Genomic DNA, 19379 nt, shown 5'->3' with positions numbered 1-19379 from the left:
CCGTGCTCACCTTCGACAGCGCGCAGCTCACCGTTTGGCTCAGCCACTATTTTTGGCCGCTGCTGCGCATTCTGGCGCTGATAAGCACCGCGCCGGTATTCAGCGAAAAGCAAATCAGCAAAAAGGTCAAAATCGGCCTTGGCGGGCTGATCGTCATCCTGATCGCGCCGACGCTGCCCGCCAGCAATATCCCGATCTTCTCCGCCGCCGGCCTGTGGCTGGCGATTCAACAGATTCTGATCGGCGTGGCGCTGGGATTGACCATGCAGTTCGCCTTCGCGGCGGTGCGCCTGGCGGGCGAAGTGATCGGCATGCAGATGGGCCTGTCGTTCGCCACCTTCTTCGATCCCAGCGGCGGCCCGAACATGCCGGTGCTGGCGCGCCTGCTCAACCTGCTGGCGATGCTGCTGTTCCTCAGCTTCGACGGCCATCTGTGGCTGATTTCGCTGCTGGCAGACAGCTTCCACACCCTGCCTGTCCAAACGCAGCCGCTGAACGGCAACGGCTTCCTGGTACTGACCCAGGTCGGCTCGCTAATCTTCATCAACGGCATGATGCTGGCGCTGCCGCTGATCTGCCTGCTGTTGACGCTGAACATGGCGCTCGGCTTGCTCAACCGCATGACGCCGCAGCTGTCGGTCTTCGTGATCGGTTTCCCGGTAACCATGACCTTCGGCATCATGACGCTGGGCATGATGATGCCGATGCTGGCGCCGTTCTGCGAACATCTGTTCGGTGAAATCTTCGATCGGCTGGCGGCGGTGATCGGCGGCATGACCTTCTGAATCCCTGCTCCGCCCCTTCTTTCCCTCCCGCTTCCCTCTGAGACAAAATGGCAATAAAAACGCTTTCCTGGAACAAAAGCCTGAGAAACGTCTTTTATCCGGATTAAGGTTCAAATGTCTCCGGCGGCTTGAATAAATAAAACCCCGACCTAGAATAGACCCGGTAACAAAAAAAATATCGCCTTGCACCTCCTTGATTTTCCGCGGCGATAAAATACGTTTATCTCGAGTAAAAAATAAAAACAACTCAGTCACGCATTGTTAAATGCGCGGCAGATAACTGACACCCTGAATAAATGCGTCCGGCGCCTGCCGGCTGCAGGGCGCAGCATCGACCTTTGCTAACCACAGGAGCGAGATCATGATTAAGGCGAAAAGCAACCGCAAGGCACGCCGGTTATTCGGTTTGACCCACTGGAAAAGCAACAAGTTTAGAGTTTCTTTTACCGAGACGGCCGACGGCGGGAAATGGAAAGTGGTGAAGAAAAAGAAATAGCACCACTATTTATCGTCAGGGAAATAATATCCATCACGATTTTTCCGCCACTGATTTCAATAATGCCGTTGCGCATTAAACAGGGGTGACAATCGTATTATTTCTTTCTTGATGAAAAAAAGGCGCGTCACTCAGTCAGTAGTGGGAGAACAAGCGACGCGCCAAACGAGTGCGCCCGGTTTCAAGAAGCCTCCCTCCCCGCGGGGCGGAGAGGGTATTTTCTAAGCGCACTAAAGGGAAACCCGTCGCGGTCAGGCAACGGGGTATTGCTCTTAACGATTCATCTGGAACAGCGACATGCCCTGCATATCGCTGAAGGTTTTATACGACGCCTGCAGCGCCGCCTGCTGCATAAAGTAAGACGAAATAGACTCGGCCAGATCGGCATCCGTCAACGCGCTCATCTGGACCTGGTTGGTCATGTCGCGCTCTTTGCCGATGCTGTCCAGCTGATCCATTTCCTGCAGCTGGCTACCCAGCTCGGCGCGCACGCTCAGCACGTTGTTGTAAGAGTTGTCCAGGCCGCGGTTGGCTTTCGCCAGCGCATCGTTCACCTGCTGCCTGGTGGCCTCATCGGCGCCCTGCAGCGGGGTTTTCAGCGCGTTCAGCGCGATATCGATGCTCTCGAACACGTTGCTGACCGGCGCGCTGCCGTCCGGCTCAGGCTTCGGGTTGCTGGTCAACGACATGAACACCGCGTTGCCGGTATGGCCGATGGTCATGGTGCGGTTGGCGTCCACTTTCTGCTGAACCGTCTTGTCGCCGCCCTGATAGCTGACGGTGCCACCGTTGTCGACGAACGGCGCCTTGTCGTTCACGTATCCGCCGAACATATAGCGGCCGTTGCCGTCGGTGCTATTGGCCTGGTTCAGCAGCTGATCTTTCAGCCCCTGCAGCTGGGTGGCCAGCGACTGACGGTCGTTATCGCTTTCGGTGCCGCCGGCGCTGACGATCAGCGCCTTCATGTCCGCGATGGTGGATGTCGCGCCGGCCAAGACCGTTTCTTCCATCGACACGCTTTGGCGAGCGAAAGTGCGCGCCAGCGTGTATTGGCTGTTTTCCGCCTGCGACTGCGACAACATCACCGCGCGCGACGCCGCCAGCGGATCGTCGGACGGGTTGATCACCCGCTTGCCCGAGGAAAGCTGCTCGGCGGCCTTCATGAACAGCGACTGGTTGCCCGTGATGCCGTTCATGTTCTGTTGGTACATCATGCTGGTGCTCATGCGCATGCTGTGGGTTCCTTACTCTGAGCGGCCGGCGCCGTTATCGGCGCCGGTTAACAATAAAATCAACGAATATTCAGCAGCGCATCGAACAGCGAGCTGGCGGTCTGGATCACCTGCGCGTTGGCCATGTAGTACTGCTGGAAACGCAGCAGCTCACCGTACTCTTCGTCGAGGTTGACGCCGGACATCGACTGCTGTTGCGCGCCCAGCTGCGTCACGATCTTGGCCTGCGACGTGGCGATGGCCTTGGCGGCAGCGGTCTGGTTGCCGACGCCGCTGACGATGCCGGCGTAAGCGCCGCTCAGGGTCGCCTTACCGTCCACCAGGTTTTTGGTTTGCAGATCCAGCAGCTTCTTGGCGTTTTCGTTATCGCCGCGGCCGCTGTCGTCTTTACCGGCGGCGGCAATCTTGGATGAATCGGTGATGGCCACTTTCAGATTGCCCGCCACGTCGCTGACCGGCTTCACGGTGAAGCTGTCTTTGGCCTGCGCATTGCCGTCGATGCTCACTTCCAGCCCGTCGAAGTTCAGCGTCGGTTTGCCGTCGGCGCTGGTGCCCTGCGTGGCGTTGACTTTCACGTTGTCGGGCAGGCGGCTGACCTGCCAGTTGCTGCCGTCGAACTCGACGCGATAATCGTTGGCCTTCACCTTGCCGGTGTCGGTGTAAGCGACCGACAGCGACGCATCGCCGGTGTTGCGGGTGTTATCCACCACCCGGCCGCCGCTGAAGCTGAAGAAGTCGCCGCCCGCGTCGCCGTTCAGGTCGAAACCGGCGCGATGCTGCTGGTTGAAGCTATCCGCCATCGCCAGCGCCAACTGGCCCAGCTGATTGCGCACGCCGTCCAGCGTCTCGCTGCGGAATTTCAGCACGCCGCTCAGCGTGCCGCTGGTGATCTGGCCTTCCGGCACTTCGCTGGCGCCATTGCCGCGGTTATAGCCGATGGTCAGACGAGAAGGATCGCTGCTGGAAGGCACGGCTTCCACCTGATAGGTGTTGCTGCCCTGCACCAGGGTCAAACCGTTGGCGAAGGAGACGGTATAGGCGTCGCCGTCCTGCTGCGTGACCTGTACGCCCACCAGCTGGTTCAGCTCGGTAACCAGCTGATCGCGCTGATCCAGCAACGCATTCGGCTCGCCGCCGGCGCTGCCGCGCAAGCGGGTGATCTCGTCGTTCAGCTTGGCAATCTGTTGGCTGTAGCTGTTGATCTGCTGCGCCGTATCGCTGATCTGCTGATTGACGCCGCTGTCCATGTCGCGCAGGAATTTGTCGGTGTTGTTGAACTGGTTCACCAGGCCGTTGGCCTTGCCCAGCACCGTCTGGCGCGCGGCGTCGTCACCGGCGTTGCTCACCAGGTTCTGCAGATTGGTGAAGAAATCCTGCATGTTGGTCGACAGCGGGTTGGTTTTGCTCGCCAACAGGTTGTCGATCTGCGAAATCTTCTCGTAATAGGCGTTTTGCGCCCCGAACGAACTCTGTGCGCCGCGCAGCTGGTTGGTGATGAACTGGTTGTACTCGCGGTTGACGCTGGTGACGGTGACGCCGTTGCCGATAAAGCCGCTCATGGTGGCCATGCCGCCGTTCTGCGCCAGGATCGCGGTCTGGCGGTTGTAGCCCGCCACGTTGTAGTTGGAGATGTTGTTGCTGACGGTACTGAGCGCCACCTGAGCCGCATTCAGCCCGCTCATCGCGGTATTGATTAAGCTATTGGACATCGGAATTCCTTATGCTGCGGCGCCGGTGGCCCACAGGGTTCAAATTGAGCTGCTGAGCCTGTTCGCTCAGCCTGTCTCGGTTATCGGCAAAAATGAGAAGAACTTGAGGAAAAAAAGCGGCAATGCGGTCAGCCTCCGGCCAGCCTTCATTACCGCCTATCCCCTCAATAATTGGCGCCGCAGCAAGGCGACAAGCATGACGGGGATTTAGAACAACTCGTTCAGATCGTGGGTATAGGCTTTGATCGCCTGTTCCCCCGCGCTCTTCATCTGCTGGATCACGCTGACCAGTTTGCTGGCGTACTGCGGGTCGGTGGCGTATCCGGCGCGCTGCAACGCATGCGCCGCCTGCTCCGGGCTGCGCGCGGCGGCCACGTCGGCGTAGCGCGGGTTGTTGGTCAGCAGTTTGACGTAATCGGCGATCGCTTCGACATACGAACCGTAAACGCGGAACTTCGCCTTCACCTTCTTCGCCGCGCCCTGTTCGAACTCGGTGGTGGTGATCTCCGTCACCGGCCCGTTCCAGCTGCCGCCGGCCTTGATGCCGAACAGGTTGTAGCTCGGCGTGCCGTCTGAGGTCGGGATCTCGCGCTGCCCCCAGCCGGACTCCAGCGCCGCCTGCGCGACGATCAGCTGATGCGGAATGCCGCTCTGCTGGCTGGCGACCTTCGCCGGTATCGACAGGCGAGCGACGAAGTTGCCGTTGTTGAGCGACAGCGGCGCGGCGGCCGGCGGAGCTTTCGGCATCGCGCGGCGCACCATCTGCTCCAGCGCCTGGTTCGGCAGCGTTTGCAGCACCTCGTTATCCAGCGCCATCGGCGACAGGCCCGCCGTTTCGCTCGGCACCGCGTTGGCGTTGCTCATCTGCTTGACCATCATGTCCGCCAGCCCCAGCCCTTTTTGCGACATCTGCTGGGCGATTTGCTGGTCGTACATCGAGGTATAGAGCCGCGTTTGATCGCTGCTCAATACCCCGTCCTGCGGCAAGGCGGAACGCATGCTTTTCAGCATCATCTGCACGAACATGCCTTCCACCTGCTGGGCCACCTGCTTGAGGTTGCCCTGCGGGTCGGCCGCCGCGTCGCGCTTGAGGCCGTTCAGCGCCTGGGCGTCATAGGCCGCGCCCGACATCGCCATCAGATCGCCGGCCATCAGATGATTTCCAGCTTGGCGCGCAGGCAGCCGGCGCTCTGCATCGCCTGCAGGATCGACATCAGGTCGATCGGCGTGGCGCCCAGCGCGTTCAGCGCGCGGATCACGTTGTTCAGGTTGGCGCTGGCGTTCACTTTCTGCAGCGATCCGCCCTGCTGTTGCACCGAGATCTGGGTGTTTGGCGTCACCACCGTCTGGCCGCCGCCGAACGGCGTCGTCGGCTGGCTGACGGTGTTCTGCCGATCGACCACCACCGACAGATTACCCTGAGCGACGGCGCAAGAGTCGAGGATCACATCGCGGTTCATCACCACCGAACCGGTGCGCGAGTTGATGATCACTTTGGCGTCCATCGCGCCGACGTTGACGGTAATGTTTTGAATCTCCGCCAGGAAGCGCACCTGAGAGCTGTTGCCCTGCGGCACCAGCACCTGGATCGTGCGGGCGTCGAGCGGCGTCGCGGTGCCGCCGCCGCGTTGGCGGTTGATGGCGTCGCTGATCTGCTGCGCCAACGTGAAATCCTCGTCGTTCAGCTGCAGGTTGAGAACGCCGCCGCTGCCGAAAGTGGTCGGCAGCTCACGCTCGATGGTGGCGCCGTTGCTGATGCGCCCGCCCGCCAGCTGGTTGACCTGCACGCTGCTGCCGCCGGCCGCCGCGCCCGCGCCGCCGACCAGCACGTTGCCCTGCGCCAGCGCATAAACCTGGTTATCTACGCCTTTGAGCGGCGTCATCAGCAGGGTGCCGCCACGCAGGCTCTTGGCGTTGCCCATCGAAGAAACCACCACGTCGATGTTCTGCCCGGCGCGCGAGAACGGCGGCAGTTTGGCGGTCACCATCACCGCCGCCACGTTTTTCAGCTGCATGTTGGTGCCCGGCGGCACGGTGATGCCCAGCTGCGACAGCATGTTGCTCAGGCTTTGGGTGGTGAACGGCGTCTGCATGGTCTGGTCGCCGGAGCCGTCCAGCCCCACCACCAGGCCGTAGCCGATCAGGGCGTTGTCTCGCACGCCCTGCACCGTCACCAGATCGCGGATGCGCTCCGCCGCCGCCGGCAAGCACACCAGCCCGACGCACAGCGCGATAAACCATTTTTTCAGCATCAGTCAATCCTTAGAACGGTGAAACATTTAAGAAGAAACGCTGCAGCCAGCCCATGGTCTGCGCTTCGTTGATATAGCCATTGCCGACGTATTCGATACGCGCGTCCGCCACCTGCGTCGAGGTCACCGAGTTGTTGCCGCTGATGGTGCGCGGGTTGACGACGCCGGAGAAGCGGATGAATTCCGTGCCCTGGTTGATGGCGATCTGCTTTTCCCCCACCACGTGCAGGTTGCCGTTGGCCAGCACCTGGTTGACCGTCACCGTAATGGTGCCGTTGAAGGTGTTGTTGGCATTGGCGCCGCCCTTGCCGCCGAAGGTGCTGTCGCCGGAAATGTCCATATCGGCGCGCGCATTGCCCAGCAGGCCGTCGAGGTAACGCGGCGAGGTGGCGACGCCGAACTTGCTGGCGCCGTTGCGGCTGGCGTTGGCGGAGGAGCTTTTGCTGGCGCTGACGTTTTCCTGCAGCACGATGGTCAGGGTGTCGCCGACGTTGCGCGGACGGCGGTCTTCGAACAGCGGCTGGTAGCCGTAGTTCATCGGCTGCACCGTCTGGAAGATCGAGCCGTTCGGCATCTGCGCGCTGGCCGGCGCCGGTTGCGCCGTGGTCGCGCCGTCCACCAGCGGTTTGTGCGGGATATAGGCGCAGCCGCTCAGCGTCAGCATCACCATGCCCGCCAGCCAGCGTTGTCCCTGCCGCGGCAGGATTGCCATCGAATATGTGGTTACCACGGGTATCGCCTTTGTTTCACGAAAGAGAATGACGGGCGCGGCAAGCCGGGCCCGTCAATGACAGATTACAGTTGCGTCAGCTTTTGCAGCATCTGATCGGAGGTCGATACCGCTTTGCTGTTGATCTCGTACGCGCGCTGAGTCTGGATCATGTTGACCAGCTCTTCCGCCACGTTGACGTTGGAGGTTTCCACGTAACCCTGATACAGCAAACCGGCGCCGTTCAGCCCCGGGGTGCTCTCGTTCGGCGCACCCGAGCTTTCGGTTTCCTGGTACAGATTCTCGCCCACGCTCTCCAGACCGCTGTCGTTGACGAACGTGGTCAGCGTCAGTTGGCCCACCTGCTGGGCGGCGGTTTGCCCCTGCTGGGTGACGCTGACGATGCCGTCGCGGCCGACGGTGATGGACAGCGCGTTAGCCGGAATGGTGATCGCCGGCTGCACCTGGAAACCGCTGGAGGTCACCAATTGGCCGTTCTGATCGATCTGGAACGACCCGTCGCGGGTATAGGCCTGGGTGCCGTCCGGCAGCATCACCTGGAAGAAACCCTGCCCCTTGATGGCGACGTCTTTACTGTTGTTGGTCTGCGACAGATTGCCCTGGCTGTGCAGACGCTCGGTCGCCACCGGACGCACGCCGGTGCCGATCTGCAGGCCGGAAGGCAGCGTGGTCTGCTCGGAGGACTGCGCCCCCGGCTGACGCATGGTCTGGTACAGCAGATCTTCAAATACCGCACGCTGGCGTTTGAAGCCGTTGGTGCTGACGTTCGCCAGGTTGTTGGCGATCACGTCCATGTTGGTCTGCTGCGCGTCCAGACCGGTTTTGGCAATCCATAAGGATGGAATCATCGGTTATTTCCTTGCTGCTTAACTCACCGAGAGCAGTGAGTTGGCACGCTGTTCGTTTTCATCCACGCTGTGGATGACCTTCATTTGCATTTCAAAACGGCGGGCGTTGGCGATCATGTCGACCATAGTCTCCATCGGCTTGACGTTGCTGCCCTCCAGCACGCCCGGCATCACCCGCACCTGCGGATCGTTTTGCAACTGATTGCCGCGCTGCTGTTGGGTTTCCGGCGTCAGGCGGAACAGCCCGTCGTCACCGCGCATCACTTCGCGCGCATCAGCCTTCACCAGCTTCAGGCGGCCGATCTGCGCGATGGTGTTCGGCGGATCGCCGGCGTTCAGCGCCGAAATGGTGCCGTCGGCCGCAATGGTGATCTCCGCCGACGGCGGCACCTCGATCGGGCCGCCGTCACCCATCACCGGCAGCCCCTGCACCGTCAACTGCCCGGTGGAGGAGATCTGAATGTTGCCGTTGCGGGTATAGGCCTCACCGCCGCCCGGCAGGCTCACCGCCAGGAAACCGTCCTGCTGCAGCGCCACGTCCAGCGGACGCGCGGTGTAGTTCAGCGCCCCCTGGCTCATGTCGGCGCCCGGCGTCGACGCGGTCACCAACGTGCGCGTCGCCAGGCTCGGCCCGTCGACCGGCACCGCGCGCAATGCGGCGAGCTGGGCGCGAAAGCCCGGCGTCGACGCGTTGGCCAGGTTGTTGGCGGTGATGGACTGCTGCTCCAGCGTTTGGCGCGCCGCGCCCATCGCGGTATAAATCGCGTGATCCATAACTCGGCCCTATTAGCGCAGGCTAACCAGCGTCTGCAGGATGGAGTCCTGCGTCTTGATGGTCTGGGCGTTGGACTGGTAGTTACGCTGCGCGACGATCATGTTCACCAGTTCCTGGCTCAGATCGACGTTGGAAGATTCCAGCGCGCCGCTGGTCAGCTTACCGAAGCCGCCACCGCCCGACAGACCGACGCGCGGCTGACCGGACGCGCCGGTTTCCTGCCAAACGTTATCGCCCTGCGACGCCAGCCCTTCCGGGTTGGAGAAGTTGGCCATGACGATCTGGCCCAGCACCTGGGTCTGCTGGTTGGAGTAGATGCCCACGACGGTGCCGTCGTTGTTGATTTGGAAGTTGGTGTATTCACCGGCGGCATAGCCGTCCTGCGCCACTTTGCTCACCGAGTCGCTGCCCACGTTCTGCTGCATGCTGCCGGCGAAGCTCAGGGTGAAGTTTTGCGCCGGTGCGCCGTCTTTGGCAGTCATCGGGATCACCATGCTGAACTCGCCCGGCGCGCCGTTGGTGCTGGTGGTTTTCACCAGGTTGCCGCTGGTGCTGAACTCCATGGTGCCGGCGTTCACTGGCGCGGCGCTGCCATCCTGGGTATAGACCTGCCACTTGTTGTCGTCGGTCTTGACGAAGTAGGCGTTGATGTTGTGCGCGTTGCCCAGCGAGTCGTAAGCGGTGATGGTGTTGACGTAGTTGTAGCTGTCCTGTTTGGTCGGATCGAAGGTCTTGTTCTCCGGCACCTTATGGGTGGACTTCAGGTTGGTCACCATCTCGCCGGAAGTGGACGCCTTGGCGTTCATCATGCCTTCAGGAATGCTCAGCGGCACCGGGTTGGCGCCCTGCTGGATGGTCGGCGGGGAACCGGCCGCCGGATAACCGGTCAGCTGCAGGCCCTGCATGTTGGTCAGGTTACGGTTCTCGTCCAGCTTGAACTGGCCGTTGCGGGTATAGAAGATGCCGCCGTCTTTATCCTGCATGCGGAAGAAGCCGTTGCCGTTGATGGCGATATCCAGCGCACGGCTGGTGCCGGTGGTGGTGCCGCCCTTGAAGTTCTGGGTGATGCCGGACACCTTGACGCCCAGACCAACCTGCGAACCGGCGAACATGTCGGCGAAGGAGACGCTGCCGGATTTGAAGCCCGCGGTCGCGGAGTTGGCGATGTTGTTACCGATCACGTCCAGATTGGTTGCTGCCGCGTTCAAGCCGCTGACTGCCTGAGAAAAGGCCATGTTATTCTCCGAATAGTGGTCAGGCTATCGTCCGATTGAGCCTGATGCTTAGGGTTATAAGATCTGTCGCACGTCTTCCAGGGTGGCGTTGCCCGCCAGGCCGAGATCCAATTTGGCGCCGTTGCCGTCGCGGATCACGCCGTTGACCAGCCCGAAGTGCAGGCTGCGCGCCACCAGCTGCTCGCCGTTGCCTTTGGCGTTAACCGCCACTTTGTAGGCGCCGTCAGGCGCGGTGGTGCCGTCATCCAGCGAACCGTCCCAGGTGAAGGCGTGTACGCCGGCGGTCAGGCCGCCGATTTCGATGGTGCGCACCACCTGCCCGCTGGCGTTGGTGATGGTGGCGGTCACCTGATCGGCGGCGCGCTCCAGTTCCACGCCGAACGGCGTGGTGCTGACCTTGCCGTCCTTGCTGCCGACCAGAATGTTGTTGCCCGGCACCATTACGCCGTGACCGATCAGCGCAGTCGCCTGCAGCGACTGATTGCTGTTGATCTGGCCGGAGATCGACCCCAGCGTGGTGTTGAGCTTTTCGATGCCCTGAACGGTGTTGATCTGCGCCAGCTGCGAAGTCAGTTCGTTGTTCTGCATCGGATTGGTCGGATCCTGGTTTTTCAACTGCGCCACCAGCAGCGTCAGGAAGCTGTTGTGCAGATCCTGGCTGTTGGTATTTTTGCTGTTGTTACCGATGACGGTGTTGTCCAACGACTCGTTGGTGGTTGCGGCGATAGCCATGGGAACCTCCGGTTACTGACCCAGCGTCAGGGTTTTCATCATCATCGACTTGGTGGTGTTGAGCACCTCGACGTTGGCCTGGTAGCTGCGGGAAGCGGAGATGGTGTTGACCATTTCCCCCACCACGTCGACGTTCGGCATGCGCACGTAGCCTTTGGCGTCCGCCAGCGGGTTGCCCGGCTGATACACCAGACGTTCGGGCGCCGGATCGTCCACCACCTGGGCGACGCGCACGCCGCCGGTCGGCTGCCCGGGCGCCGCCGCGACCTGGAACACCACCTGCTTGGCGCGGTAAGGCTCGCCGTCCGGGCCGGTCACGCTGTCGGCGTTGGCCATGTTGCTGGCGCTGACGTTCATGCGCTGGGATTGCGCCGATAGCGCCGAGCCGGAGATATCAAAAATGTTCAGTAAAGACATGCGCCTTATCCTTGTTGCAGCACGGACATCATCCCTTTGATCTGCCCGTTGAGCAGCGTCAGGTCGGTCTGATATTTCAGGCTGTTATCGGCAAAGTTGGTGCGTTCGCGATCCATGTCCACCGTGTTGCCGTCCATCGATGGCTGGTCCGGCACCCGGTACAACAGATCGAGCTGCGGCGGCTGCAGGGTCTGCGCCGGGATGTGGCGCGCCGCCGTCAGGTTCAGCGACATGCCGTTGCCGTTGACGCGCCCTTGTTCCAGCACTTTGTTCAATTGGCTGGCGAAATCGATATCCCGCGCCTGATAACCCGGCGTGTCTGCGTTGGCGATATTGGCGGCCAGAATTTCCTGCCGCTGGGCGCGCAAGTTCAGCGCCTCTTGGCCAAAGCGCAGAGCCGCGTCCAGTTTGTCGAGCATGCTCCCTCCGCGAGGTTAGAATTTGGAGTCGACAGCATAAACGCCCGCCGCGCCACCCTATCGCGGGAATAAACGCAAAATGGGGCGCTATTTATCTGCTTAGCCTGCGCGCGCTGCGGGTACACTTACGCGTATCCCGATGAGGCTTGAGAAGATGACGATGAAAGGTAAAATGCTGCTGCTTATCGGCCTGCTGTGCAGTCTGAACGCGCGCGCCGGCGATCTGGCGACGCAAATCGAAAGCTTCATCCAAGGCAAGTTCAGCGGCGAACCGGTGCAGGTGAAAGTGCGGGTGCGCACGCCGCCGGCCCAATGGCCCGCCTGCGAACTGCCGCAGCTGTCGCTGCCGCCCAACGCGCGGATCGCCGGCAACGTCAGCATTTCGGCGCGCTGTGGCCAGGAGCGGCGTTTTATCCAGACGCAGGTGCAGGTGTTCGGCCGCTATCTGGTTTCAGCGCGCGGCATCAGTGCCGGCAGCCGGTTGACCGCGGCGGATCTGACGTTGAAAGAAGGCCGGCTCGATACCCTGCCGCCGCGCGCGCTGACCGAAGCGGGCAAAGCGTTAGGCGCCGTCAGCCTGCGCAACATCAGCCCCGGCCAACCGCTGACCCTCGCCATGCTGCGCCGCGCCTGGATTATCAAGGCGGGGCAATCGGTGCAGGTCAACGCGCAGGGCGAAGGATTCAACATCAGCGGTGCGGGCAAGGCGATGAACAACGCCGCCGCCGAAGACAGCGTGCGGGTGCGCATGGCGTCCGGGCAGATCGTCAGCGGCGTGGTCGGGGACGACGGCGCGATCCGCATTACGTTATAAAAAAGTAAAGGTTCCGCAAACCTTGCCGATAAGACAAATCAAGCAGCATTTTATCGGCCAGCAGGGCCGCAACACTTTCATTGCAGCGTCGTCGCCCGAGAGCGGTCACGGCGTAAACGGAGATGGACCATGAGTATCGATCGCACCCAGCGGTTACAGCCGGTTTCCACTGTGCAACCGCGTGAAACCCCGGCCGACAACCCGCTCCAACCGCGTAAGGCCGCCGTGGCCGAAACGGCCGTCAGCGGCACGCAGGTCAAGCTGAGCGAGGCGCAGGCGCGCCTGATGCAGCCGGGCACCCAGGATATCGATATGGGCCGGGTCGAGGCCATCAAGCAGGCGATCCGCAGCGGCGAACTGAAGATGGACGCCGGCAAAATCGCCGACGCGCTGCTGCAAGACGCGCAGAGCGACATTCAATGGATCGCCGGGCGCGACTGACGGCGCGGCGGCGAGTAGCGGTAAAGGATAAGTCATCACTATGGAAAACCTGGCACAACTGCTGGATAAACTGTTGGAAACGCTGCAGGCGCTCAATGGCGTGCTGGAGGAAGAGCACGACTTGCTGTGTTCCGGCCAGTTGCCCGGCGTGGCGCTGCAGCGCGTAACCGATGCCAAAAGCCAGCTGCTGGCGACGGTCGCCTACCTCGAGCAACAGCGCCTGGGGCAGGAAAAAGCCTGCGGGCAACGCGCGCCCTACGCCAGCCATGCGCCCCTGGCCGATCGCTGGCAACGCGTTCAACTGCTGAGCCAAACGCTGCGCGAAAAGAATCAGCACAATGGCCTGCTGCTCAATCAGCAGATCGACCATAACGCTCAGGCGCTGGCGATCCTGAGCAAGAACAATAAATCGCTGTATGGCCCGGACGGCCAGTCGCACGCCGGCAGCCTGCTCGGCAGAAAAATCGGCGTCTGACCTGACTCATTTCGCCCGGTGAACGCACCGCCGGGCGCGGGTTTCCCCGGTTATGCGCAGCCTCTCGCATTTTCTTCTTACCGCTTTCTGAATTCCCTTAACGCTATGCGCCAGGCTGCGCAGAACGGATATTTTCCTGTTCCCCATCACTCCCTATTTCGTCATCTTAGCTCGGTCGTTAAACATCTTGATCTGTACCCATCAAGGGTATATTTTCACACGGAGAGTGAATGACCGACATTTATCTCACAAAAGCCTTCCAGACATTTGCCGGCGACGAACGCATCAGTGACGCCACGATAGTGAAAGCGGCGCGAGAGATGCAAAATCAGTTGTACGACGCCAATCTCGGTGGTTGCGTTTACAAAAAACGCATCGCCCGGATGGGGAGTGGAAAACGGCGCGGGTATCGGGTCTTAATCGCAACGGCAGATGAAGGCAGGATCTTTTTCATGTATGGCTTTGCCAAAAACGAAAGAGACAACATCAATCAGGATGAGTTAATTTCCTGGCGGCATTTGGCGGCGCTGTATCTGGATTATTCACCATTCAGACTGTATCAGCTGGTCAACTGCGGGGAATTAATAAGGTTACAACTATGAGCAAGATGCTGAAATCGATCCACCAGGAAGTTCAGGGCCTGCACCGCGCCGGTTTCGTCGACGACGTGACCATGCGCACCTTCGACATGCTGTGCCTGCGGCCGGTGAAACAGTTCGGGCCGGCCGAGATCCGCGCATTGCGCGAACGCGAAAACGTCAGTCAGCCGGTGTTTGCGCTGTATCTTAACGTCAGCAAAAAGGCGGTGCAGAAATGGGAGCGCGGCGAAGCGCAACCGAACTCCGCCGCGATGAAGCTGTTGACGCTGGTGGAACGCAACGGCCTGGCGATCCTGGCCTGAGGCGCCCCTCCCGCCACTTCGCTCACCGGATGAGGTCGGCAGCCGTCGGCCAGACAATCGAAGTTGAAATCAGAACACATTAAACAGCCCTCGATACAACAAGGAACTATCCGATGTATATTATCGATTCTATTAATTGCTTCATATCGAGAGCCAGCGAATCGGCCTATTGAATAAAACGCTTCAGGGTATTTATATTCATGCCATAAATGCCCGTAGCTTACATTTACCTTACCTGTTTTTGTTACTTAAACGGCGTCAATTTAGACGCTCGCAGCTTATAAAGCTCATTGTTTTTCGCTTTAAACTGCCCATCGATAATACCGCCATACCAATCGCCATACATCGGATTCGGGAAGATAATAAAACGCTTGCCAAATTCTTGCTGCACATCCTCCATCATTTTATTCCTTTCAGCCTGGCTTTTACCTTTTGAATCAATAAAGTCAGCCAGATTGTCGCCAAAATACAGCACGACGTCATACTGGCTTTCCAGCGCGTCGCGACGACTCTGTTTACCCTGCATCTCCGGTGTTTTTAACAAAAGATTTTCTTTTTTCGCCTGAGGCAAATTAATGCGGCGTAAATTTTTTAGCGTCACGTCAATCTGCGACTGCTTTCTGTCACTCAGGTAGAAAATGGTAACGCCGTTTTCATCGGCAAACCTCAGGAAATCGATAGCGCCGGGCACGGCTTCCGCCGCTGCCATGTCGACCCATTCGTCCCAACCGTCAAGCAAAAACGACTGGTTCTTTATCAACCAGGCCTGGTGCGGGCTGTCATCCAGCACGGTCTCATCAAGATCCAGCACGACGGCACGCGGCTTCTCCGATTTATTCTTTAATTCCTGCTCAAGTCGGAGCTTGCCCAACTGATACCCTTGATAAAAAGCCGCCCGTGCCTCTGCCGCATTCTGATACCACAATACCGACATGGCGAATTGTTCCGTGAGGCAACTGGCGGGCAGTTCAGTCCGGGAAGGATCGCAGTGATTATTTGACGAAGCGGTGAAAGCCACGCATAAAAGTAATAATGGCATGTATGATTTTAAAATTTTCATAGATACTCCATATAAGTTTAATTTTATGAGAGTACGGCGAGGATTATTTATATAGTTAATACATTGCGCATAATTTACTGAGGGACGGGTAAATTAACGCCCTTCACGCACATTTAATCTTCATAAATTTGAAGATTAAGCGGAAATTACAATAAAACAAAGAGAGAAACAACGTATAAAAATAGGATTATGACTGTTGTCACATAAACAGGCTCCAAATTGTGCCGCGCGACAAAATCGGCCGTGAGTCTTGAATTTCCAGGCTCATTTTATCGCTTAAGCATAACGCCGGCCGGCGCCAAACTACCCCGCCGAACCGGGCGGCGATCTATTCGTAATTGACGATCACCTGATTGCCAATCACCCGCAGCGGCGGGTTCAGCCCGCCTTGTGACTGCACGTAATAGACAAAGCGCAATTCCGCATTGGCCGGTTCGCCCTGCAGACCGTTGCTGCTGCCGCTGCCGCTGCCGAGCGGAATGCAGCGGTTTACCGTGCAGAGCTGGGCCTGCAGCCCGGCCGGCTCCGGCCCCAGCAAACGGTAGCGCCAGCTGACGCGGGTGATGCGCGCATTGGCGTCCGGCAGCGCGTTCGGCGGCCGCAAACCGGCGGACTCATCGCCCATGCCGCCCTGTTCCAACGTCACGCCCGCCCCTTCGGCCACCCAAGAGCCGGACACCGCGCCGGCAGTCAACGGGGCCAGCAAACACAGCACGAACAGACAGCGTTTCATCAAGCGGCTCCGATGGTCGAGGTCATGCGAATCTGGCGATCGTCGTTGATCTCGAGGTTGGACAGCACCACGAGCTGCGGCAGGCTGCGACGCAGGAAGCGCGCCAGTAAAGGCCGCAGCGCATGGTTAACCAACAGCACCGGCGGCGCGCTGAGCATCTCTTGCCGCTGCAGCGCCTGGCGCGCCTGCTCCAGCAGGCGATCGGCCAGCCCCGGCTCCAGACCGCCGCCGCCCTGCAACGCCTGCAGCAACAGACGCTCCAGTTGGGTATCCAGACCGATGACCTGGATCTCGCCGTTGCCCGGGAACCACTGCTGCGTGATCGCCCGGCCCAGCGCCACCCGCACCACGGTGGTCAGTTCATAAGGATCGCTCTGCGCCGGAGCGTGCTCCGCCAACGTTTCGACGATGGTGCGCATATCGCGGATGGAGACGCGCTCGGCCAGCAGGTTTTGCAGCACCTTGTGCAGCGTGGTCAGTGATACCACGCCCGGCACGAAGTCTTCGGTCAGCTTCGGCATCTCCTGCGACACGCGATCCAGTAACTGTTGGGTTTCCTGGCGGCCAAACAGCTCGCTGGCGAACTGGCCGATCAGGTGATTGAGGTGTGTCGCCACCACGGTGCTGGCTTCCACCACGGTAAAGCCTTGGATCTGCGCCTGCTCGCGCAAGGCACTGTCGATCCACACCGCCTCGAGCCCAAAGGCCGGATCGACGGTTTTGTCTCCCGCCAGCTCGCCCACGGCATTGCCGGGGTTGATCGCCAGCCAGCGGCCCGGCTGCGCTTCACCGCTGCCGATTTCGACGCCTTTCATCAGGATGCGGTAGCTGGCAGGCGGCAGTTCCAGGTTGTCGCGAATGTGTACCACCGGCGGCAGATAGCCCATGTCCTGCGCGAATTTCTTGCGGATCCCGCGGATACGCCCCAGCAGCTCGCCGTTTTGTTGAAAATCGACCATCGGAATCAGCCGGTAGCCCACCTCCATTCCCAGCGGATCTTCCAACTGCACGTCGGCCCAGCTGGCTTCGGCGGCCTGCGGGTTGTCCGGCATCACTGGCTCTTCAACCGCTCTCGGCGCCTGTTGTTCACGGCCGCGCAGCCACCAGGCAAGACCCAACAGAGCCGCGGTAAACAGCAGGAACACCAGGTTCGGCATGCCCGGCACCAGGCCCAACAGCCCGAGCACCCCGGCGCTCAACAGCATCACGCGCGGATTGTTGAACAGCTGGCCCACCATCTGCTCGCCGACGTCCTGATCGGTCGCGACGCGGGTGACGATAACGCCGGCGGCGGTGGAGATCACCAGCGCCGGGATCTGCGCCACCAGGCCGTCGCCGATGGTCAGCAGCGTATAGCTTTCCGCCGCCGCCCCCAGCTCCATGCCGTGTTGCACCACGCCGACCAACAGGCCGCCGACCACGTTCAGCACCATGATCATCAGGCCGGCGATGGCGTCGCCGCGCACGAATTTACTGGCGCCGTCCATCGAGCCGTAGAAATCGGCCTCCTGGGTGACTTCGGCGCGGCGTTTCTTCGCTTCGTCCTCGCCGATCAACCCGGCGTTCAGGTCTGCGTCGATCGCCATCTGCTTACCCGGCATGCCGTCCAGCACGAAGCGCGCGCCCACTTCGGCGATACGCCCCGCCCCCTTGGTGATCACCATAAAGTTGATCAACACCAGGATGATGAACACCACGATACCGATGGCGAAGTTGCCGCCCACCAGGAAGTGGCCGAAGGCCTCCACCACGCGGCCGGCGGCGGCGGAACCGGTGTGCCCTTCCAGCAGGATGATGCGCGTCGACGCGACGTTGAGCGACAAACGCAGCAGCGTGGAGAACAGCAGAATGGTCGGGAAGGCGGCGAATTCGAGCGTGCGCTGGGTGAACATCGCCACCAGGAGCACCATGATCGACAGCGCGATGTTGAAGGTAAACAGCAGGTCGAGGATAAACGCCGGCAACGGCAGCACCATCATCGACAGGATCAGCAGGATCAACACCGGGCCGGCCAACACCTGCCACTGCGTATCTTTAAAATTGCCCGGCAAACGAAGCAGGGAGGCCAAATTAGCCATCAGAGTCACTCTCTTTTGCAAAATCCAGTGCTTCCGGCACCGGTAAACGTTCAGGTTTTTTCGGGATCAGGCCGCCCTCGCGCCGCCAGCGGCGCAGCTGGTACACCCAGGCCAGCACTTCGGCGACCGCGGCATACAGGGTGGCCGGAATATGTTGCCCAATCTCGCTGTGTCGATACAGCGCACGCGCCAGCGGCGGCGCTTCCAGCATCGGGATGCGGTGTTCCGCGCCGAGCTCGCGGATGCGCAAGGCGATTTCACCGGCACCCTTGGCCAGCACTTTCGGCGCACTCATTTTTTTATCGTTGTACTGCAACGCGACGGCGTAGTGCGTCGGGTTGGTGACGATCACGTCCGCCTTGGGCACATCGGCCATCATGCGGCGCCGGGCGATCGCCCGCTGCTGCTGACGAATGCGCCCCTTGACGTGCGGGTCCCCTTCCTGATCCTTGAATTCGTCGCGAATATCCTGCTTGGTCATCTTCAGCTTTTTGAAGTGGCTCCACAGCTGATAGAACACGTCGAACGCCACCATCGGCGTCAGCCCCAGCACCACCAGAAAACCGCAGAACAGAATCATCTGCAGCGCATTGCCCAGCGCATCGAGCGGCTGCTGGGTCATCAGATGCAGCATCGCCGCCCAGTTGTGCCACAGATAGAGGCCGGTCACCCAGCCGACCAGCGTCGCTTTCAGGATCCCTTTCAGCAGCTCGGCCAGCACCTGGCTGGAAAAGATGCGCTTCAACCCGGACAACGGGTTCAGCCGTTTCAAGTCGAATTTGATCGACTTGCCGCTGAACAGGATGCCCCCCAACAGCATCGGCGCGGCGAGCGCCACCAGCACCAGCCCCGCCATGATTGGCAACAGCGCCAGCACCGCCTGGCGCAGCAACATGCCCAGTTGGCGCAGCATTTGTTTATCATTGCTGACCATGCCGTGGTCGAAGTTCAAGCCCTGCGTGAGCATCGCCGCCAACTGTTGCGCCATGTTGCTGCCGGACATCAGGATGATCGCCAGGCCCGAGAGCAGCATCAGTACCGAGGTCAGTTCGCGGGAACGCGGGATCTGGCCGTCTTCACGCGCCTTCTCCAGCCTGTGGGGCGTGGGGGCCTCGCTTTTTTCCAGATCGCTGTCTTCAGCCACGAAACGCCGTTCCTGTGTCGGGAGGGTAAAGAATGGCGGTCAGCATGCCAAAAAATTGGCGATGTCATTGAAGGAACAACGGGGGAAAAGGCGGGTTATTTAG

General features: G+C 60.4%; 23 protein-coding genes. 8 read left to right on the top strand and 15 right to left on the bottom strand.

Annotation, left to right across the window (positions count from 1 at the left end; translation table 11 throughout):
- The first annotated feature begins 2 nt into the window (after nucleotides 1–2).
- Both fliR and sra read left to right on the top strand, forming a co-directional pair.
- Complete coding sequence (gene fliR / locus ABTW55_RS19300; RefSeq protein WP_033647774.1) at nucleotides 3–785, top strand: flagellar biosynthetic protein FliR; 783 nt, start codon at nucleotides 3–5, stop codon at nucleotides 783–785.
- Nucleotides 786–1146: 361 nt separating this feature from the next.
- The gene (gene sra, locus ABTW55_RS19295) at nucleotides 1147–1281 is read left to right on the top strand and encodes a stationary-phase-induced ribosome-associated protein (protein ID WP_086556932.1); all 135 of its coding nucleotides are present in this window, start codon (nucleotides 1147–1149) and stop codon (nucleotides 1279–1281) included.
- Between the two features lie 272 nt (nucleotides 1282–1553).
- Here sra and flgL read toward each other — a convergent pair whose 3' ends face one another.
- On the bottom strand, nucleotides 1554–2513 hold the full coding sequence (gene flgL, locus ABTW55_RS19290; protein ID WP_041035613.1) for a flagellar hook-associated protein FlgL: 960 nt from the start codon (nucleotides 2511–2513) through the stop codon (nucleotides 1554–1556).
- 59 nt (nucleotides 2514–2572) lie between these two features.
- Nucleotides 2573–4222 carry a flagellar hook-associated protein FlgK gene (gene flgK, locus ABTW55_RS19285; protein WP_060421507.1) on the bottom strand — a complete coding sequence of 550 codons (1650 nt, stop codon included), beginning with the start codon at nucleotides 4220–4222 and terminating at the stop codon, nucleotides 2573–2575.
- Between flgK and ABTW55_RS19280 the strand changes: the two genes are divergently transcribed.
- Nucleotides 4215–4433 carry a hypothetical protein gene (locus ABTW55_RS19280; protein WP_033653639.1) on the top strand — a complete coding sequence of 73 codons (219 nt, stop codon included), beginning with the start codon at nucleotides 4215–4217 and terminating at the stop codon, nucleotides 4431–4433. The genes flgK and ABTW55_RS19280 overlap by 8 nt on opposite strands.
- Here the strand turns inward: ABTW55_RS19280 and flgJ are convergent.
- The 9 genes from flgJ to flgB all read right to left on the bottom strand — a co-directional run bounded on the left by flgJ (nucleotide 4430) and on the right by flgB (nucleotide 11630).
- A complete protein-coding gene (gene flgJ, locus ABTW55_RS19275) occupies nucleotides 4430–5374 on the bottom strand; it encodes a flagellar assembly peptidoglycan hydrolase FlgJ (RefSeq protein ID WP_060421510.1) in 945 nt (314 codons plus the stop codon). The two genes, ABTW55_RS19280 and flgJ, sit on opposite strands and share 4 nt — an antisense overlap.
- Nucleotides 5374–6474, bottom strand: coding sequence for a flagellar basal body P-ring protein FlgI (locus tag ABTW55_RS19270; RefSeq protein WP_004934816.1), 1101 nt, complete (start codon nucleotides 6472–6474; stop codon nucleotides 5374–5376). The genes flgJ and ABTW55_RS19270 overlap by 1 nt, the downstream gene beginning before the upstream one ends.
- A gap of 10 nt (nucleotides 6475–6484) precedes the next feature.
- Complete coding sequence (flgH, locus tag ABTW55_RS19265; protein ID WP_060421513.1) at nucleotides 6485–7186, bottom strand: flagellar basal body L-ring protein FlgH; 702 nt, start codon at nucleotides 7184–7186, stop codon at nucleotides 6485–6487.
- 83 nt (nucleotides 7187–7269) lie between these two features.
- Nucleotides 7270–8052, bottom strand: a complete 783-nt coding sequence (gene flgG / locus ABTW55_RS19260) for a flagellar basal-body rod protein FlgG (RefSeq protein WP_004934819.1) — start codon at nucleotides 8050–8052, stop codon at nucleotides 7270–7272.
- A gap of 18 nt (nucleotides 8053–8070) precedes the next feature.
- Nucleotides 8071–8826 (bottom strand): flagellar basal body rod protein FlgF, encoded by a 756-nt coding sequence (locus ABTW55_RS19255; RefSeq protein WP_060421516.1) that lies wholly within the window; start codon nucleotides 8824–8826, stop codon nucleotides 8071–8073.
- A gap of 12 nt (nucleotides 8827–8838) precedes the next feature.
- A complete protein-coding gene (gene flgE, locus ABTW55_RS19250) occupies nucleotides 8839–10062 on the bottom strand; it encodes a flagellar hook protein FlgE (RefSeq protein ID WP_033634993.1) in 1224 nt (407 codons plus the stop codon).
- Between the two features lie 54 nt (nucleotides 10063–10116).
- Complete coding sequence (flgD, locus tag ABTW55_RS19245) at nucleotides 10117–10794, bottom strand: flagellar hook assembly protein FlgD (protein ID WP_033634994.1); 678 nt, start codon at nucleotides 10792–10794, stop codon at nucleotides 10117–10119.
- Nucleotides 10795–10806: 12 nt separating this feature from the next.
- Entirely contained in the window at nucleotides 10807–11211 is a 405-nt protein-coding gene (gene flgC, locus ABTW55_RS19240; protein ID WP_004934826.1) for a flagellar basal body rod protein FlgC, read from the bottom strand.
- Nucleotides 11212–11216: 5 nt separating this feature from the next.
- Nucleotides 11217–11630 carry a flagellar basal body rod protein FlgB gene (gene flgB / locus ABTW55_RS19235; protein ID WP_033634995.1) on the bottom strand — a complete coding sequence of 138 codons (414 nt, stop codon included), beginning with the start codon at nucleotides 11628–11630 and terminating at the stop codon, nucleotides 11217–11219.
- Between the two features lie 160 nt (nucleotides 11631–11790).
- Here flgB and flgA point away from each other — a divergent pair, with 160 nt between their 5' ends.
- The 5 genes from flgA to ABTW55_RS19210 all read left to right on the top strand — a co-directional run bounded on the left by flgA (nucleotide 11791) and on the right by ABTW55_RS19210 (nucleotide 14261).
- On the top strand, nucleotides 11791–12444 hold the full coding sequence (gene flgA, locus ABTW55_RS19230) for a flagellar basal body P-ring formation chaperone FlgA (protein ID WP_060421519.1): 654 nt from the start codon (nucleotides 11791–11793) through the stop codon (nucleotides 12442–12444).
- Nucleotides 12445–12573: 129 nt separating this feature from the next.
- Nucleotides 12574–12885, top strand: coding sequence for a flagellar biosynthesis anti-sigma factor FlgM (gene flgM / locus ABTW55_RS19225; protein ID WP_033653635.1), 312 nt, complete (start codon nucleotides 12574–12576; stop codon nucleotides 12883–12885).
- 40 nt (nucleotides 12886–12925) lie between these two features.
- Complete coding sequence (locus ABTW55_RS19220) at nucleotides 12926–13360, top strand: flagella synthesis protein FlgN (protein ID WP_033634998.1); 435 nt, start codon at nucleotides 12926–12928, stop codon at nucleotides 13358–13360.
- A gap of 230 nt (nucleotides 13361–13590) precedes the next feature.
- A complete protein-coding gene (locus ABTW55_RS19215; RefSeq protein ID WP_033647787.1) occupies nucleotides 13591–13962 on the top strand; it encodes a type II toxin-antitoxin system RelE/ParE family toxin in 372 nt (123 codons plus the stop codon).
- A complete protein-coding gene (locus ABTW55_RS19210; protein WP_033653634.1) occupies nucleotides 13959–14261 on the top strand; it encodes a DNA-binding transcriptional regulator in 303 nt (100 codons plus the stop codon). Before ABTW55_RS19215 ends, ABTW55_RS19210 begins: the two co-directional genes overlap by 4 nt.
- 244 nt (nucleotides 14262–14505) lie before the next feature.
- Here the strand turns inward: ABTW55_RS19210 and ABTW55_RS19205 are convergent, their stop codons facing one another.
- From ABTW55_RS19205 to flhB, 4 genes are all read right to left on the bottom strand, one after another.
- Nucleotides 14506–15321 (bottom strand): 5'-nucleotidase, lipoprotein e(P4) family, encoded by an 816-nt coding sequence (locus tag ABTW55_RS19205; RefSeq protein WP_033653633.1) that lies wholly within the window; start codon nucleotides 15319–15321, stop codon nucleotides 14506–14508.
- A 328-nt stretch (nucleotides 15322–15649) separates the two neighbouring features.
- Complete coding sequence (locus ABTW55_RS19200; protein ID WP_033653632.1) at nucleotides 15650–16054, bottom strand: flagellar protein FlhE; 405 nt, start codon at nucleotides 16052–16054, stop codon at nucleotides 15650–15652.
- Complete coding sequence (gene flhA / locus ABTW55_RS19195) at nucleotides 16054–18132, bottom strand: flagellar biosynthesis protein FlhA (RefSeq protein WP_033635001.1); 2079 nt, start codon at nucleotides 18130–18132, stop codon at nucleotides 16054–16056. The genes ABTW55_RS19200 and flhA overlap by 1 nt, the downstream gene beginning before the upstream one ends.
- Nucleotides 18125–19276 (bottom strand): flagellar biosynthesis protein FlhB, encoded by a 1152-nt coding sequence (gene flhB / locus ABTW55_RS19190; protein WP_015378261.1) that lies wholly within the window; start codon nucleotides 19274–19276, stop codon nucleotides 18125–18127. The genes flhA and flhB overlap by 8 nt, the downstream gene beginning before the upstream one ends.
- Between the last annotated feature and the right edge of the window lie 103 nt (nucleotides 19277–19379).

The sequence above is a fragment of the Serratia sp. SM04 genome (assembly GCF_040280225.1).
GTDB lineage: Bacteria > Pseudomonadota > Gammaproteobacteria > Enterobacterales > Enterobacteriaceae > Serratia > Serratia sarumanii.
The sequence above is the reverse complement of the archived record's forward strand: the minus strand, read 5'-3'. Positions and strand labels throughout refer to the sequence as shown.

Bases quoted from the DNA above. Each gene is read 5' to 3' on its own strand.
- sra (WP_086556932.1), top strand. From the start codon at position 1,147: ATGATTAAGGCGAAAAGCAACCGCAAGGCACGCCGGTTATTCGGTTTG.
- flgL (WP_041035613.1), bottom strand. From the start codon at position 2,513: ATGCGCATGAGCACCAGCATGATGTACCAACAGAACATGAACGGCATC.
- flgK (WP_060421507.1), bottom strand. From the start codon at position 4,222: ATGTCCAATAGCTTAATCAATACCGCGATGAGCGGGCTGAATGCGGCT.
- flgJ (WP_060421510.1), bottom strand. From the start codon at position 5,374: ATGGCCGGCGATCTGATGGCGATGTCGGGCGCGGCCTATGACGCCCAG.
- ABTW55_RS19270 (WP_004934816.1), bottom strand. From the start codon at position 6,474: ATGCTGAAAAAATGGTTTATCGCGCTGTGCGTCGGGCTGGTGTGCTTG.
- flgH (WP_060421513.1), bottom strand. From the start codon at position 7,186: ATGGCAATCCTGCCGCGGCAGGGACAACGCTGGCTGGCGGGCATGGTG.
- flgG (WP_004934819.1), bottom strand. From the start codon at position 8,052: ATGATTCCATCCTTATGGATTGCCAAAACCGGTCTGGACGCGCAGCAG.
- ABTW55_RS19255 (WP_060421516.1), bottom strand. From the start codon at position 8,826: ATGGATCACGCGATTTATACCGCGATGGGCGCGGCGCGCCAAACGCTG.
- flgE (WP_033634993.1), bottom strand. From the start codon at position 10,062: ATGGCCTTTTCTCAGGCAGTCAGCGGCTTGAACGCGGCAGCAACCAAT.
- flgD (WP_033634994.1), bottom strand. From the start codon at position 10,794: ATGGCTATCGCCGCAACCACCAACGAGTCGTTGGACAACACCGTCATC.
- flgC (WP_004934826.1), bottom strand. From the start codon at position 11,211: ATGTCTTTACTGAACATTTTTGATATCTCCGGCTCGGCGCTATCGGCG.
- flgB (WP_033634995.1), bottom strand. From the start codon at position 11,630: ATGCTCGACAAACTGGACGCGGCTCTGCGCTTTGGCCAAGAGGCGCTG.
- flgA (WP_060421519.1), top strand. From the start codon at position 11,791: ATGAAAGGTAAAATGCTGCTGCTTATCGGCCTGCTGTGCAGTCTGAAC.
- flgM (WP_033653635.1), top strand. From the start codon at position 12,574: ATGAGTATCGATCGCACCCAGCGGTTACAGCCGGTTTCCACTGTGCAA.
- ABTW55_RS19220 (WP_033634998.1), top strand. From the start codon at position 12,926: ATGGAAAACCTGGCACAACTGCTGGATAAACTGTTGGAAACGCTGCAG.
- ABTW55_RS19215 (WP_033647787.1), top strand. From the start codon at position 13,591: ATGACCGACATTTATCTCACAAAAGCCTTCCAGACATTTGCCGGCGAC.
- ABTW55_RS19210 (WP_033653634.1), top strand. From the start codon at position 13,959: ATGAGCAAGATGCTGAAATCGATCCACCAGGAAGTTCAGGGCCTGCAC.
- ABTW55_RS19205 (WP_033653633.1), bottom strand. From the start codon at position 15,321: ATGAAAATTTTAAAATCATACATGCCATTATTACTTTTATGCGTGGCT.
- ABTW55_RS19200 (WP_033653632.1), bottom strand. From the start codon at position 16,054: ATGAAACGCTGTCTGTTCGTGCTGTGTTTGCTGGCCCCGTTGACTGCC.
- flhA (WP_033635001.1), bottom strand. From the start codon at position 18,132: ATGGCTAATTTGGCCTCCCTGCTTCGTTTGCCGGGCAATTTTAAAGAT.